At 68.3% G+C, this 14,962-nt stretch carries 10 protein-coding genes and 1 pseudogene; 7 read left to right on the forward strand and 4 right to left on the reverse strand.

Going from position 1 to position 14,962, the window contains the following annotated elements:
- Window positions 1-113: 113 nt before the first annotated feature.
- A complete protein-coding gene (locus K1J60_RS39735) occupies window positions 114-710 on the reverse strand; it encodes an alpha/beta fold hydrolase (RefSeq protein WP_259408114.1) in 597 nt (198 codons plus the stop codon).
- 17 nt (window positions 711-727) lie between these two features.
- Here K1J60_RS39735 and K1J60_RS39740 point away from each other — a divergent pair, with 17 nt between their 5' ends.
- The 3 genes and pseudogenes from K1J60_RS39740 to K1J60_RS39750 all read left to right on the forward strand — a co-directional run bounded on the left by K1J60_RS39740 (window position 728) and on the right by K1J60_RS39750 (window position 5,001).
- Window positions 728-1,408, forward strand: a complete 681-nt coding sequence (locus K1J60_RS39740) for a hypothetical protein (protein WP_220650442.1) — start codon at window positions 728-730, stop codon at window positions 1,406-1,408.
- Between the two features lie 235 nt (window positions 1,409-1,643).
- Window positions 1,644-2,514 (forward strand): annotated as a pseudogene (locus tag K1J60_RS39745) (IS5 family transposase).
- Between the two features lie 210 nt (window positions 2,515-2,724).
- Window positions 2,725-5,001, forward strand: a complete 2,277-nt coding sequence (locus K1J60_RS39750) for a GmrSD restriction endonuclease domain-containing protein (RefSeq protein WP_220650443.1) — start codon at window positions 2,725-2,727, stop codon at window positions 4,999-5,001.
- Between the two features lie 1,083 nt (window positions 5,002-6,084).
- Here K1J60_RS39750 and K1J60_RS39755 read toward each other — a convergent pair.
- Window positions 6,085-8,430 carry an ABC transporter permease gene (locus tag K1J60_RS39755; RefSeq protein ID WP_220650444.1) on the reverse strand — a complete coding sequence of 782 codons (2,346 nt, stop codon included), beginning with the start codon at window positions 8,428-8,430 and terminating at the stop codon, window positions 6,085-6,087.
- Window positions 8,427-9,119 (reverse strand): ABC transporter ATP-binding protein, encoded by a 693-nt coding sequence (locus K1J60_RS39760; protein ID WP_220650445.1) that lies wholly within the window; start codon window positions 9,117-9,119, stop codon window positions 8,427-8,429. Before K1J60_RS39760 ends, K1J60_RS39755 begins: the two co-directional genes overlap by 4 nt.
- A gap of 213 nt (window positions 9,120-9,332) precedes the next feature.
- On the opposite strand from K1J60_RS39760, the gene K1J60_RS39765 reads away from it, so the two are divergent.
- Together K1J60_RS39765 and K1J60_RS39770 are read left to right on the forward strand one after the other, a co-directional pair.
- On the forward strand, window positions 9,333-10,628 hold the full coding sequence (locus K1J60_RS39765; RefSeq protein ID WP_259408115.1) for a sensor histidine kinase: 1,296 nt from the start codon (window positions 9,333-9,335) through the stop codon (window positions 10,626-10,628).
- Window positions 10,625-11,326 (forward strand): response regulator, encoded by a 702-nt coding sequence (locus K1J60_RS39770; protein ID WP_220650446.1) that lies wholly within the window; start codon window positions 10,625-10,627, stop codon window positions 11,324-11,326. Before K1J60_RS39765 ends, K1J60_RS39770 begins: the two co-directional genes overlap by 4 nt.
- A gap of 14 nt (window positions 11,327-11,340) precedes the next feature.
- Here K1J60_RS39770 and K1J60_RS47290 read toward each other — a convergent pair whose 3' ends face one another.
- Complete coding sequence (locus K1J60_RS47290; protein WP_398683939.1) at window positions 11,341-11,814, reverse strand: recombinase family protein; 474 nt, start codon at window positions 11,812-11,814, stop codon at window positions 11,341-11,343.
- 334 nt (window positions 11,815-12,148) lie between these two features.
- Here K1J60_RS47290 and K1J60_RS39780 point away from each other — a divergent pair, with 334 nt between their 5' ends.
- Both K1J60_RS39780 and K1J60_RS39785 read left to right on the forward strand, forming a co-directional pair.
- A complete protein-coding gene (locus K1J60_RS39780; RefSeq protein WP_220650447.1) occupies window positions 12,149-13,126 on the forward strand; it encodes an RNA ligase family protein in 978 nt (325 codons plus the stop codon).
- 410 nt (window positions 13,127-13,536) lie between these two features.
- Window positions 13,537-14,862 (forward strand): cation:proton antiporter, encoded by a 1,326-nt coding sequence (locus tag K1J60_RS39785; RefSeq protein ID WP_220650448.1) that lies wholly within the window; start codon window positions 13,537-13,539, stop codon window positions 14,860-14,862.
- Window positions 14,863-14,962: the final 100 nt, after the last annotated feature.

The following is a 14,962-nucleotide window of genomic DNA, read 5'->3' on the forward strand; positions in this document are numbered from 1 at the left end:
GCCCACGTTCGCGCCGCGGGAGGCGCGCCAGATCAGTCGCAGCCCTCATCGTGTTCCGTCCGGGCGTCACCGCGGCCGATGTGAGGCAACGCTCGCGCGCCATTCGATCAAGCTCAGGACTCGAGGAACCCAATGGCCCTTGCGACGAAATCCTCGTGGTTCTGGAAGACGGCCCCGTGGGCGGAGTCAGGGTAGAGGGGGACAAGTTCGCTCTTGGGTAGGCGGGCGGCCAGGTCGATGGTGTTCATGCTGGGTACCATCCGGTCGTTCTCGCCGTTTGCCACGAGGACTGGTTGGCGAATCGTCGACAGGTCTGACGGTGACTGGCGGCCCCATCGTTTGACGGCCTTCATCTGGGCACGGACCGCCGGTAGCGATATGTCCTTGTCGCGGTTGTCCGTGCGCTCCTTCAGTCGTCGCAGGAGGGCGCGTCCTGCCCGTCGGCCGTTTGCGGTGTCGGTGAAGAAGAGGGAGAGCTTCGGGTCCCGAAAGGTCAGGGTGCCCTTGATCGTGGCTTGGATGGCAAGAGCCGGAACCTTGTCGATGCCATCGCCACCGGCGGGACCTGTGCAGGCGAGGATGACCTTGCGGACCAGGCGCGGTTCTTCTTCCGCGATGACCTGTGCGATGAAGCCGCCCAGCGACAGGCCGAGCAGATCGACCTGGTCGAAGCCAAGGGCATGGATGAACCGCACCGCGTCGTGCGCCATCTCTTCGATCGTGTCCGGTGCGGAGCCGCGTCAGCCCGCAGGTAGCCAGCCGTTGGAAGGCGTTCCGGCAGGAGGCTCGGCAGAGCCTGGCCGGCAACCACGAGTGGGATTCGCTGGTGGCCGGTTGGCTCGACGAAGTGGGCCCGAAGGTTGGTGAGGGAGACGTCGGACTGCACGTCTACAACCCCTGTGACCTCCTGCAAACAACCACCCATGGGTGGCCAGACGGCCTGGAGAATCTCCTGCCCATGGTCATGGGCGAAGCCGTACCCCGCCACGGCCTACGCCACTCGGTACGTGGCGCCCTGTGTTGGAACGGCCGAGGCCTGTCGTTGCCCGATGCGGTACGGCTCGTGTACCGCGATCCGCTGTTCCTGATGAGCAACATGTACGCCGGGGCCGTGTGGGAACGTGACCGAGAGCTCTTGGATCTCCTGGGGCTGCACTACGTGCTCCTGGAGAAGATCGGACCCGTGGGGTCCGAGGCGACGGTGGCCGAAGAGCACCGCATCTGGATACATCAAGATCAGGGTGCTCGCGTCTACTCCTCGGACACGGATCCTCGCGGGTACGCACAGGCGTACGCAACCATTGCGGCTGATGGCGAGATCGTCTCGATCGGGCAGTACCTCAACAGGCATTCCCACGAGGTGGAGCTGGTGGTTCCGGAGTGCCGCGCCTTCACTCATGTCGTCTAAGAGGTCGTTTTCACCTGGATTGCCCGTGTATCCAGGGGTTTTCGGACCGCCAGGTTGTGGTGCTCGTGCTGCTGGAGATGCGGGTTGGTTTTTGCTGTTCAGATGGGGTGCGAGGTGAGGCGGGAGGTGTCTTACGCCTGTCTCATTCCAGGACGTCCGGCCTTCGCGGACGCGTGCTTCCGTTGGTGTCGCTGTGTGCCTGGGCGCACTCGGTCCGCGGCGGTACGCCGGAAGCATGCCGACACGACGCCCGTATCCGAGTGATCTGTCCGGTGCCCGCTGGGAGTTGATCGAGCCGGTGCTCTCGGCCTGGCGTTTCGAGCGCCGCGGCAGGGCCCTGGGCTTCGGCCGGCCGCTGGAACACGACCTGCGCGACATCATGGCCGCGATCTTGTACGTGGACCGCACCGGGGTCCAGTGGCGCTACCTGCCACACGACTTCCCGCACTGGAACACGGTCTACGGACTCCTTCGCCAAGTGGCAGCAGGACGGCGTGTTCGCCCAGCTCAACGGCCTGCTGCGGCAACTGCTACGGGAGAAGGAAGGACGGGACGCCGAGCCGTCGGCCTGTGTGATCGACGCCCAGAGCGTCAAGACCTCCACCAGCGTTCCCGCCGCCGGCCAGGGCATCGATGCCGGGAAGAAGATCGTCGGCAGGAAGCGGAACATCGTCACCGACACCCTCGGACTGCTGCTTGCCGTGCTGGTCACTGCGGCAGGCGTGCAGGACTCCGCCGCCGGCGCCCGGCTCCTGGACCAGGTCGCCGCCGACCATCCCGGCATCCGCAAGGTGTGGGTCGACGGTGGCTACCGCCAGCACCTCGTCGAACATGCCGCCGTTCTCGGCATCGACATGGAAATCACCGCTCGCAAGCCCGGGACCAGAGGTTTCACTCCCATCCCGAAGCGGTGGGCGGTCGAACGGACCTACGGCTGGCTCATGCTGCACCGCCGCCTGGCCCGCGACTACGAAACCCTGCCCACCCGATGCGAAGCCATGATCCACTTTGCCATGACCGACCTCATGGCCCGCCGCCTCATCGGCGAGAACACCATCTCCTGGCGCGACCCGGCACCACAGACCAAACAGGCGATTCCCGGATAAAATATCGAGATCAGCCCGATGGCCATCGACGACGACCTCGCTCTGCTTGACCGACGGCCAGCGGTCAGCCATCGGCACCTCAACTTTGCTGCAACAAGAGCAACTCACGTGGTAAGTCTCTGATGTTGTTCTCTTTCTCTGTTTGTCTCAGTCGCTGAAGCAACCGAAGTATCCGCCCTGACTGGCCCGCTGACGTGAGGAGCCCGCGCCGTGCCACCCACCCTCTACCGCGACACGGGTTACACCCTTCGGCACCTGATAGAGGACATCGAGGGTGGAAGGATCGGGCTTCCCGACATTCAGCGGCCGTTCGTCTGGTCCGCCACGAAGACCCGCGATCTCTTCGACTCGATGTACCGCGGCTACCCGATCGGCACCCTGATGTTCTGGGAGACCGGAGCCGAGGTGGGGACCCGGCAGATCGGGACGGGAACGGGCGACCGGGCGCCCCAACGGCTGGTCGTGGACGGGCAGCAGCGGCTCACCGCATTGTTCGCCGTACTCACCGGGCGCAAGGTCGTCAACAAGTCCTTCGACGAGGTCACGCTGCGGATCGCCTTCCACCCGCAGGACCAGACGTTCGAGGTCACGGACGCGGCAATCGAGCGAGACACCGCCTACATCCCGGACATCACCAAGCTCTGGGCCCCGGGCGGCCACCGTGGCGCCGTCCGGGAGTTCTTCCACCGGCTCGAACAGGCCGCAGGCGAGCCCCTGCCGACCGCGACGAGGGACGAGCTGGAGGAGCGGATTGACCGTGTCCGGGGCCTGCACGACTTCCGTTTCCAGGTGGTGGAGTTGGACGCCGCAGCCGACGAGGAGCAGGTCGCGGAGATCTTCGTCCGTATCAACTTCCAGGGAGTGAAGCTCAACCAGTCCGACTTCATCCTCACCTTGATGTCGGTGCACTGGGAGAAGGGCCGACGTCAACTGGAGGACTTCTGCCGGGCCGCGGTGGTCGCGGGACTTCCCGGACCGAACCCGCGCAATCCGTTCCTGGACCCCAGCCCGGACCAGCTCCTGCGCGTCGCTGTCGCCGTGGCCTTCCGGCGTGCCCGGCTCCAGCACGTCTACAACGTGCTGCGAGGCAAGGACTTTGAGACCGGAAAGGTGTCCGCCGAGCGGCGCCAGGAACAGTTCGAACGGCTGGCGCAGGCGCACACGCAGGTCCTCGATCTGACCAGCTGGCACGAGTTCTTCCAGTGCATCACCGCGGCCGGCTTCCGTAGCCGCAAGATGATCACCTCTGACACCGCCCTGCTGTACAGCTACGCGCTGTGGCTGATCGGACTGCACGACTTCGGGCTGTCGGCGGAAGAACTCCGTCCGGTCATCGCGCGCTGGTTCTTCATGGTGCACACTACCGGCCGTTACTCCAACTCCCCCGAGTCGCAGATGGAGTTTGACCTGGGTCGGATCGGCGGCCTGCCGCAGGGTGACGGCCAGGCGTTCGCCGCAGAACTCGCCCGGATCATCTCCGCGCACTTCACCGGTGACTACTGGGACATCTCCCTGCCGAACAGGCTCGACAGCTCATCGTCGTACTCCCCGGTGGTGTTCGCCTACCAGGCTGCGTTGAACATCCTGGACGCCGAGTTGCTCTGCGGCGACCAGCACATCCGCGACCTGATGGATCCGGCGGCCAGGCCCGCCCGGAAGGTTCCCCGGGACCGTCTGTTCTACTCCGAGACCCTCGCGGGTCTTGGTATCACCGACAAACGCCAGGTCAACGCCATCGCCAACATGGCATATGTGACTTGGCCGGCAAGTGAGAAGGGCAACACCGACGCACCTCACGTCTACTGGCCCAGGATCACCGAGGCGATGGACCCGGAGGTGGTCAGGCGGCAGGCCCTGTGGCACGCGCTGCCGGTCGGCTGGGAGCAGCTCGACTACGCGGTCTTCCTGGAACGACGCCGCCAGCTGATCGCCCAAGTGGTACGGGAGGCGTTCGAGACGCTCAGCGCGGACCGACCCGCGTACGTGCCCACTGCGGCGGCCGATCTGATCGCCGCCGGTGAGTCCCAGAGCACCGAGTTCAAGGCGAGTGCCCGCTGGAACGTGCACACCGGGGAGTACGACAAGTCCCTGCAGAACAATCTCGTCAAGACGGTCTGCGGTTTCCTCAACGGGGAGGGCGGCAACCTGTTCGTCGGCGTCGGTGACGACGGGACCGTACTAGGGATCGAGAACGATCTGTCCACCCTGCCGAAGCAGGCTGATCCCGATGGTTACGAACTGTTCGTACGCCAAGTCCTCGATGACAACCTGTCGGCCCCGACCGCGACCACCGTGCGGATCAGTTTTCCCGAGGTGGCCGACCGTGTCGTCTGCCGGGTCAGCGTGGCCGCGGCCGGCAAGGCCGTGTTCGCCAGGCCCGCCAAAGGCGGCAGCGCGGCCACCGACTTCTGGGTCCGGGTCGGTAACGCCACCAAGCAGCTGCATGGTGAGGGTCTCCTGCGGTACCGGGAGGAGCATTGGGGGTGATCGTCCACGAAGAGGACCTGCCTTGAAACAACCCGCGAGCATGCCGCCGTGTGACCACGTCCGGCGCCCGACGTCGTCCGCACTTCTTCGTACACTTCGCACCGCCGCGGACGACGCAAGGTAGCACCTCAGCCGGTCCGTGGCTGGTCCGGGACGGGCACCGATTCTCGGTGGACGAGTTCGGGAAGTTGCTGAACGGTCACGGATGGTCGCTTCAGCCTATGGGTGCCTGAAAGGGCAAAGCCCTCGCCAGGCACCCAACTTGAGGCTCTGGAAGAACCCAAGTTTCTTCGGACTGTATGAAACAAGAACGTTCTTCGTCTGCTGGTGGTACACGGTTTGCATGGTTCTGACCAGCTGTAACAGCCCAAGTCGACGAAAACTTCAGCCCCCTGGCCCGCGTGTGGTCCGGATCTTGGTCTGCCATCGGTGCCGCCTCCGTCTTGGACGGGACTGGACCGCGCCAGCACGTCGCCCGGAACCAGCCCCCGCGAGTATGGGAAGCGCGAGACAGCGAGCTTCTGCTGTTCGCCTTCGTAGGGGGGACCCTTGCAGGGGCGGGCACCGCTCGATCATGGTGGAGGAGGAGTTGAGGACCACCCTTCGCGGGTGCAGGGAGCACATGAAGATGGCGGCGGTGCCCTGGATCCTGTAGGGCCGACCCCCGGGGGTGCGGTGTAGGGTCTCAAGTTTCGTGTCGGAATCTCACGGGCGGTGTCGGATGGATGTCGGATCCGACACCTCGGTGAGACACCACATGAGCCGTGGTGTCCCGTCTCGCTGAGCATGCAGGAGTCTCACCGATCTGAGCGGGGCGGCGCCGCCGCCGACGCGCTATCGCTGGATCGAGCGATAGCACCACCAGGGTGCGCACTCGCTGCCACGCGATGACAGCGGTTGTTACTGGTAGGAGGTCCTCGATCGCCTGTACGGCATCGGGCCGACGGAAGTGGAACGTGGCGCCCGGCGTCAGCGTGATCGCTGAGCCCCGCAGGCGGCTGCCAACTCGCCGCCCTCACTCCGGACGCTCGGCAGGTACCGACGGCAACTTCTTCCGTGCGGCCGCCCGCTCGGGTTCCTTTCCTATTCGGTCCGCAGGGCGGTGGCGGTGCGGACCCTGACGGCCCAGCTCGCGGGCAGCAGCGCGCCCAGGACGGCGATGAGCAGGCCGCCCAGGACCAGCAGGGCCAGTTCGGCCGCGTGGTAGACGGCGAGCACGGAGTCGGGGAGGTTGATGCCGGCGCTGTGGCCCATGGCGGGGATGACCCAGCCGTGCAGGGTGACGCCGAGCGGAACGCCCAAGGCGCCTCCGGCCAGTCCGGTCACGACGACGGAGGTGACGACCATCGCGATCGTCTGCCGGGGGGTCATGCCCAGGGCTTTGTGCACGCCGAGTTCCCGGAGGCGTTCGCGGGTGTCGAGCACGACCGCGTTGAGCACACCCAGCGCTGCGACGGCGACGAGCATCAGCGTCAGAAGCGCGGACAGAGCGTTCAAGGTGACGACCATGTCGCTGCCGCCTTCGGCCCCGCCGGGCCGGGCGGTGGCCCCCAGCGGTTTCAGGCCCTCGTTGAGCGCGTCGACGTAAGTGGCCACGTCGGCACCGGATTTCACCGCGATGTGCTGTGTGGTGTCCGTCAGGTCCGAGTGCGCGGGTGCGAGCGTCGCGGCGTCGGTGAACACCTGCATGCCGTCGTAGCGGGGGTCGAGGACCTCGCCGACGATCCGGACCGAGACCGCCTGGCCCAGGCCGCCCAGGGTGACCGTGTTCCCGATGCGCGTACCGGTAGCGGTGAGGAAGCCGGTGGGTACCACGGCCTCGCCGGGCTCGGCGATCCAGCGACCGGAGACCATGGTGTAGCCGCCCCAGGAGGCGTCGCCGGTGAAAGCGACCACCGCGGTGGTGCCGGCCAGGCCGGGCACAGTGGCCCGGGCGGTCGTGGTGCTGTAGTGGGTCCGGGTCGCGGGCTGGGCGTCGATCACGGCGGCGACGGCGGCCGGATCGGGCTCAGGCCGTGTTGTGGCGATCGGGCCGTCGGGGCCGAGCTCCGGCAGAGGGGCGGCGACGGTGACGTCGGCGGCGTCGTGGGCCCTGGCCTTCGTCACTTCGCCGAGCGATGCCCCCATGCCCACGGTGAAGGTGATGGCGGCGGCGCCGAACAGGATGGCCGTCCCCATGCCCAGGGCGCGGGCGGGGCGGGCGAAGGGGCGGGTCAGCCCCAGGGCGAGCGGCCGGGACACGGGGAGCCGTCCGGCCAGGCGTGCCGCCCACCGGCCGCGATCCGTGTGCGCACCGCGCCCGACGGCGATCGCGTCGACCGTGCGCAGCCGACCGGCCCGCCAGGCGCTCGCCCATGCGGTCACCGCGACCAGGCTGAGCACCCCGACGACGACGGCCGCGTCGACCCAGGGGGCGACGGCCAGGGACGTGGTCCCGTAGACGTCCTCCGTCTCGGACATCACCGGCACGGCCAGCAGGTGGCCCGCGAGGACGCCGAGTGCCGTGCCGACCGCCGCCGGGATCAGCGCCTGGCCCACGTAGGCCCGCACGACCTGCGCCGGGGTGAAGCCGATGGCCTTGAGGACGCCGATCCGGCGCAGCCCCGCACCCACTGTGCCGGCGACCACGTTGCCCACGATGAGCACCGACATGACCAGGCCCAGCACGCCGAACGCGAGGAGGAACGGCACGTACAGCGCGGTGTCGCGTTCGGCGGAGGCCCTGACGGTGAGCCAGGACTGCGTTCCCGTCACTGTCTTGATCCCCGCTGTCACGGCCTTACGGCCTGCCGCGACCTGGGCTGCGGTGTCGGCGGCGGTGAAGCGGTAGAGCATCTGGTAGCCGCCGGGGCGGTCGGGCGTGCTGAGCTCGGTGGCCTGGGCCGGTGTCACCCACGCGTCGGCGCTCTGGGTGACCGAGCGGGCCGCGCCGACCACCACCAGGATGGGGGCTCCCGGCAGGCCAGGGAAGGTGAGTTCGAGACCGAGGGTGGGGAACAGCGAGGCGTCGGTGTTCAGCACGATCTCGCCGGGGCGGGTGGCCCAGCGCCCGGCGGTCAGCGTGAGGTCGTCGACCGCTCCGTCCTGATTGCCACGGCCGACGACGGTCATCGGCCACGCATCCGCGCCCTCGTGTATGCGTGGCGTGACCGACACCGCGCGGAACGGGCCTGCCGCAGCTGCCACCCCCTCTGCCCGCCCGGTCGCCTGCGCCTGCCCGGCCCTGGTGCGGGCCGCGTCGAACTCGACGGACAGGTGCGCGCCGTGCTGCCGGGCGAAGGCGTCGTCGAACGGCGCGCCGGAGACCACCAGCAGCGAGCCTCCCAGGACGGACGCGGCGACCGCCATCATCGCGGTCAGGCCGATCACGAGCGTCTGCACCCGGCGTCGTCCCACACCCGAGCGCACGACCCGGCCCAGCGCGCTCATCGGGCCACCTCCGCGCTGACGTCCTCGGCGACTCGGCCGTCGACGATCCGCACCGTGCGGTGCGTGCAGGAGCGGGCCAGGGCGAGGTCGTGGGTGACCACGACGAGGGTCTGACCCTCGGCGTTGAGGTCCCTGAGCAGGCGGCTGACGTCGTCACCGGCGGCCGTGTCGAGCGCGCCGGTGGGCTCGTCGGCCAGGATCAACGGCGGGCGGTTCATCAATGCCCGGGCCACCGCGACACGCTGGCGTTCACCGCCGGACAGCCGCCCCGGGTAGGCGCGGCCGTGCCGGTCGATGTCGAGGACTTCGAGGAGTTCCGCCGCCCGGCGATGCGCCTCTCCCCGCGCCATGCCGGCCAGCTGCGCGGGAAGCGCGACGTTGTCCGCGACGGTCAGGTCGTCGAGCAGGTTGAAGAACTGGAAGACCATGCCGATCTTGGATCGCCGGTAGCGGGCCGCCGCGGCCTCGCCCAACTGGTCGACCCGTACGCCGTCCACCGTGATGGTCCCTGTGTCCGGCCGGTCCAGGCCCGCGATCAGGTTGAGCAGCGTGGACTTGCCGCTGCCGGACGGCCCCAGGATCGCGACGGCCTCACCGGGCCGCACGGTCAGCGACGTGTCCTGCAGGGCGGGCGGCCCGTCGTCGTATCTGCGGCTCACGTCGCGCAGGTCGATCACCGGCTGGGTCATGAAGGGCTCCTTGTGTCCACGCATCTGGCGCCCTGGACGCTAGGCGGGCTCCCGGTGCGGCCACGTCCTTCGCCCGTGCCGTTTGCGGTCCTCCGTCGGAACGAGGGCCGGGCGGTGTCCTCCCTGAGAAGTAGGCGACTGGTGTAGGCGGTGCGCCGGAAGTGATCTCCGGGACGGATCCCACGAGGGCGGGGTGGCGGCGAGAATGTGCCGGTGACGAACGAGACGACCGCGGTGGACCGGCTGCGAGAGGCAGCCCGTCGTGCGCTGCGCCCGACCGGGCCGGCACCGCGCCTCACCCGGCGCGGCCGGCAGTTCGACCTGGTGGTGGCGGTGGCCTTCGCCGTCGGCACCGTGTACTACGCCATCGATGTCGCGGACAATCAGATTCGCGAGGTCCTCCCCGGTGTGGCGAAGGCGGTCCAACCGTCGGGAACGGACGCCCGGGTGGCCCTGAGCGCCCTCGCGCTCGTCACCTCCGGTGCCCTGGTACTCCGCCGCCGCTACCCGCTCGCCGTGCTCTGCGCGGTGACCTGCCTGGCGCTGCTCACCCCTCAGGACGTCGCTCGGCTGACCTTCTACCCCCTCGTCGTCGCCGTCTACAGCGCCGCGGCCTACAGCCCGTACAGGATCCCCACCCTGGCGGCCGTACCGACGGCGGTCCTCCTGGTCTATACGTCGGGCACCTCGACCACCCACGTCTACCCGTATCAGCCGGGCATCGTCCCGAACGAGTACGTGGTCTTGTGGATCCTCGGGCCGCTCGCGATGGCCGCCAACGGCCTGCGCACCTGGCGGGTACGCACCGACGAGGGCCGCGCCCGGCTGACCGCCGTGGAACGAGAACAGGCCGAGACGCTGCGCCGTGCCGTCGCCGAGGAACGCGCCAGGATCGCCCGCGAACTGCACGACGTCGTCACCCACAACGTCAGCGTCATGGTCATCCAGGCCGGCGCCGCCCGCAGGGTCATGCGAGCCGTCCCCGACGAGGCCGACGAGGCACTGCTCGCCGTCGAGGCGAGCGGCCGGGCGGCCATGACCGAACTGCGCCACGTCATGGGCCTGCTCACCATGGACAGCGGCAACCAGGACGCGACCCTCGCCGAGAACCTGACCCCACAGCCGGGTCTGGAGCAGTTGGAAACACTCATCGGGCGGGTCCGGGACACCGGCCTGCCGGTCGACCTGAAAATCACCGGGGCGGCCCGCCCCATACCGCCCGGCATCGGGCTCACCGCCTATCGCGTGGTCCAGGAGGCCCTGACCAACACGGTCAAACACGCGTCCGGGGCGCAGGCAACCGTCTCCGTCGAGTACGCCCCCGACCGGCTCCGGGTGGATGTCTCCGACACCGGCGGCGCTCCAGGCCTCGGCGCGGCCACCGGAAACGGCCGCGGACTGCTCGGCCTGCGCGAGCGCCTCTCCGTCTACGACGGAACCCTGCACACCGGCCGGCGTCTCACCGGCGGCTACCGTGTCGAGGCACTCATCCCCCTGGAGGCACCGTGACCGAGCCGCCACTGCGCGTGGTGCTCGCCGACGACCAGACCCTTGTCCGTACCGGATTCAGGATGATCCTGCGCTCCGACGGCATCGAGGTGGTCGCCGAGGCCACCAACGGCTCCGAAGCCGTCGACGCGGTCCGCCGTACCCGGCCCGATGTGGTTCTGATGGACGTCCGGATGCCCGAGATGGACGGCCTGGAGGCCACCCGCCGCATCCTCACCGGCACCCCGGGCGAACCCCGCGTGATCATCCTGACCACCTTCGACCTCGACCAGTACGTCTACGCGGCGCTGTCCGCCGGGGCCAGCGGCTTTCTCCTCAAGGACGTCACCCCCGAGCAGCTGATCTCCGCCGTCCGCACGGTCCGCTCCGGCGACGCGCTGCTCGCACCAGCCGTCACCCGCCGCCTGGTGGAGCGATTCACGCGGCATGACAGCCACGCCACCACGATCCACCGCGACCTCGCCTCATTGACTCCGCGCGAACGCGAAGTCCTGGGCCTGGTGGCCCGGGGGCTGAGCAACGCCGAAGTCGCCGACCGCCTGCACCTGGCCGAGACGACGGTGAAGACCCACGTCTCCCGCATCCTTGCCAAGCTCCAACTGCGTGACCGCGTCCAGGCCGTCATCGCCGCCTACGAGACCGGGCTGGTCAACGTGGGCAGACAGGAGCCCGCAGGGCCGTCCGCCGAGCACCCGTGAACCGTCCCGGCGGGCTACTCGTCGTGCAGCACCTCGGCGATGGAGAGACGCGCCGCCAACCGGGACTTGTCAGCTGTCGCTTCGCCAGCAGCAGATGTAGCCGGTCCGGTCGCGCTTGACGAATTCGTCCAGTCCGTCGCGTTGTCGACGCTGGTCCCGGTGAGAGCGGCGCGGACTGAGGCAGGAACGTCGGCCGCCAGCGCAAGGCGGGCAGTGTTGCGTCCGGCAAGGCCACCAAGGCCAAGGCGCCTGAGCGTCGCCGGGGACATCGGACCACCCCCGCGGGTGCGAGGAGCACAGAGGGCGTTCTTGCCGGACTTCTTGTCCGCGAAGATCTTCCGGCATCCGGCGGTGGTGAGCGCGTCGAGCTGCCGCTCCAGCTTCTGGCCGCCGGTGGGGACCCGGGCGTATCCGATCTTGATTTCGGTGCGGACGAGCGGCTCGGCGACGAGGAGGACCGGCGCGTCGGCCGGTTCGAGGGCGGTCATGGCCCCGGGTCATGTCAGAAAACGGTGGTCGGGGATTGTCGAACCACCCTGGTTTTCAAAGGGGTTTTTGAAGGCTCTGGGGGACTTTCGGTGACCCGCCGGGCGGTCTTCAGAAGACGAAGGTCAATTGAAGGTCACTGGGTCTTCAGGTGCCCGTTGAGTTGCAAGGACAGCTGCAGCTGCCTCGCATGGGTTGATCTTTCAGAGTTGTCGCGGTGAATTCTGGTTGCCCGGGGCTGGGCAGGCAGCGATGATCCTCCTCATGCTCGATGCTGCGTCTGCGGGTCCCGCACTACGGCCGTATCCCAAGATCTCTGCAAGGGGAGGGCTTGGCGTGTCCGGAGTCCGGGAGTGGATCGCGGTGGAAAAAGTGCATGGAGCACACTTTGCGGTGGTGTGTGATGGCGCGGGGGTTCGTCCGGCGAAGCGGCGTGAGCTGTTGGGCGATGATGCGCTGGATGGTTTCTTCGGCGTGAGCAGAATTTGGCCGATGCTGTCGGTAGCGGCGGCCCGTTTCGCTTCCGCACTGCACAGTTCGTGGGGCGACGCTGCGATGGTGACGATCTACGGTGAACTGGCCGGTGGAAGCTATCCGCACCCGGATGTTCCCGCCATCGCCGGGGCCGAGCCAGTGCAGACGGGCGTGTGGTACGCGCCGGGCCTGCAGTGGCTGCCATTCGACGCCTCAGTCGAGACGGCCGAGGGACGCTGCTGGATCTCTGACCGTGCTCTGCGTGACGCAGCAGCCGCTGCAGAGCTCGTCTGTCCTCCAGCTCTGGGGAACGGCGCGCTGAACAAGCTCCAGGATCTGCCGTGTACCTTCCCCACAAGGGTCCCAGCCCTCTTTGAGCTGCCCGAGTTGGCAGACAATCTTGCCGAAGGCTACGTCCTCAAGCCAGCCGACGAATGGCCGGAGACGAAGGCTGCCGGCACAGGCATACGTCCTGTTGTCAAGGTGAAGCAAAAGTCTTTCGCGGAGGACGAGCGGTTCGACGGCGCACGTCCCTATCTGCCGCCGCTGCAGGGAGCGGCCGGGGTTCCCGCCTGGCTCCTGGCCCAGGCCTCAGCACTCCTCACCCCCGCTCGCGCGGCCGCCGTGGTCAGCAAGCTGGGCCCCCGCACTCCGGCAGACGCTGTGGCGGAGGAGATCACACGGGATGTTTCGGAGGAGCTCGCCGAAGCGCTGGGAGGACTGGAAGACACACTCCTACGCCCGCTGGAGCGAGCGCTTCTGCCTGGGGCACGGTCCTTGGCGGTGTTCGATGCCAAGGACCGCCACCGTTCCCGGACAGGCAGACAAGGCACACGGTGACGGCAACAAGCAGTCGCCTCGGTGATGCGCGATGAGTAAAGAGCATCAGCCTGGTGGGTTGGCCGGGTCCGGTGATTGAGGTCATCGGGCTCGCTTCGGTCAGAGGCTAGGGACGCGAGCAGCATGCGGCCCACGGAGGCGCTGCGGACGGTCTGACCGAGCCCGCCCGGGAGCGGGGCGCGGTTGACATGTACGTCGCGGCTGCGCCGGGTGAACACCGCCGCACGCGCAGCACTGTGCGCAGGGCCAGGTCTGTAGACCCCCTTCCTGCTTGTGCCGGCAGGCTCCTGCTTCACGGTCGGCATGGTGCACACAGCCGCTCCGAAACCCCGTTCAGATGTCCAAGTGCGCATTTCTGTCTGGCCGTTGGCTCCTCGAAACTGAGGTGGACCGGTGATGGGGGAGGGGTCATGCTGATCAGTAGTAGCGCGACGGACGGAACCACTCGGCAGGTGCTTGTCGGCCTTGCCGTGGTGGTGCCCGCGGCGTTGTTGTGCGGCCGGATCGCCCAGCGGTTGCGGCAGCCGGCGGTGCTGGGGGAGATAGCCGCGGGACTGATGCTGGGACCGAGCCTGCTGGGTCTGCTCCCCGGAAATCCGACCGCGGTCCTGTTCCCGACCGAGGCCCGGCCTTTTCTGCAGATACTGGCCCAACTGGGCCTCGTTCTCTTCATGTTCCAGGTGGGCTATCACCTGGACTTCGCTGATCTGCGCGGCCAGGGACGCCACGTAGTGGCGGTCTCGCTCACCTCCGTTGGCCTGCCGTTCGCGCTGGGCACGGGCCTGGCCCTCGTGCTCGCGCCCTGGACCTTCTCGGAGCAGGAGCGGACCGGGCTGGTCGGCCCGGCGCTGTTCCTCGGGGCGGCCATGTCCATCACAGCCTTTCCGGTGCTGGCCCGCATCCTCTCCGACCACGGTCTGTCCCGGGAGCGCATCGGGCAGGTGGCGCTCGCCAGCGCTGCCCTGCAGGACTTGCTGGCGTGGGCCATGCTCGCCGTCGTGGTCGTGGTGGTGAATGCCACCGGCTCCTGGCCGCTGGCCCGGATGGCCATGCTGTCCGCCCTCTTGGTCCTCTGCATGATGTACGTGATCCGGCCCGGCCTGCGCTGGCTGCTGGCGCCCGAACGGTCCTGGAACCGGGACAGCACGCTGGTCTACGGGGTGGTCTTCAGCGGACTGCTGCTGTCCGCCTGGGCCACCGACGTGATGGGGCTGCACACGGTGTTCGGCGCCTTCATCTTCGGCGCCGTCGTACCGCGTCGGCACATCGACGCGTACGCCCCGGATGTGCCGATGCGGCTGGAGCAGTCGAGCCTGTTGCTGCTGCCGGTGTTCTTCGTCGTCACCGGGCTGTCCGTCGACTTCCGTGGCCTCGGCGGACAGGGCTTGGTCATGCTGCTGGCCGTGCTCGTCGTGGCCTGCGCGGGCAAGTTCCTCGGCGCTGCGGGCGCCGCCCGACTCACTGGGGCCACCGCCCGGCAGTCCGTCACGCTGGGCGTGCTGCTGAACGCGCGCGGGCTCACCGAGCTCGTCCTGCTCAACGTGGGCCTGGGCCTGGGCGTCATCGACGGCCGGCTCTTCACCGTGATGGTGGCCATGGACGTCATCACCACGATGATGGCCGGCCCGCTGGTGCAACGTCTGTGGCTGGCGCCCAGGTCGCGCACCGTCGACCGCGGAGGCGAGCTCGGCGGCGACGCCGCACCCTCAGCGGAAGATGCCGATGTGGCCAAGTGAGTACTACCCGGCGGGAGTGCGCGAAAAGATCTTCAGGGCCGGACACCAGGACGGTCAGGAGACGGCGGGCCCGTTCGTCGTGATGGGCCGACCACGCCGA

Origin of the sequence: Streptomyces akebiae (genome assembly GCF_019599145.1) — a bacterium.
GTDB lineage: Bacteria > Actinomycetota > Actinomycetes > Streptomycetales > Streptomycetaceae > Streptomyces > Streptomyces akebiae.

What these genes read in the sequence shown, in the direction of transcription:
- K1J60_RS39735 (WP_259408114.1), bottom strand. Translation starts at nt 710, where the DNA reads ATGGCGCACGACGCGGTGCGGTTCATCCATGCCCTTGGCTTCGACCAG.
- K1J60_RS39755 (WP_220650444.1), bottom strand. Translation starts at nt 8,430, where the DNA reads ATGAGCGCGCTGGGCCGGGTCGTGCGCTCGGGTGTGGGACGACGCCGG.
- K1J60_RS39760 (WP_220650445.1), bottom strand. Translation starts at nt 9,119, where the DNA reads ATGACCCAGCCGGTGATCGACCTGCGCGACGTGAGCCGCAGATACGAC.
- K1J60_RS47290 (WP_398683939.1), bottom strand. Translation starts at nt 11,814, where the DNA reads ATGACCGCCCTCGAACCGGCCGACGCGCCGGTCCTCCTCGTCGCCGAG.
- K1J60_RS39785 (WP_220650448.1), top strand. Translation starts at nt 13,537, where the DNA reads ATGCTGATCAGTAGTAGCGCGACGGACGGAACCACTCGGCAGGTGCTT.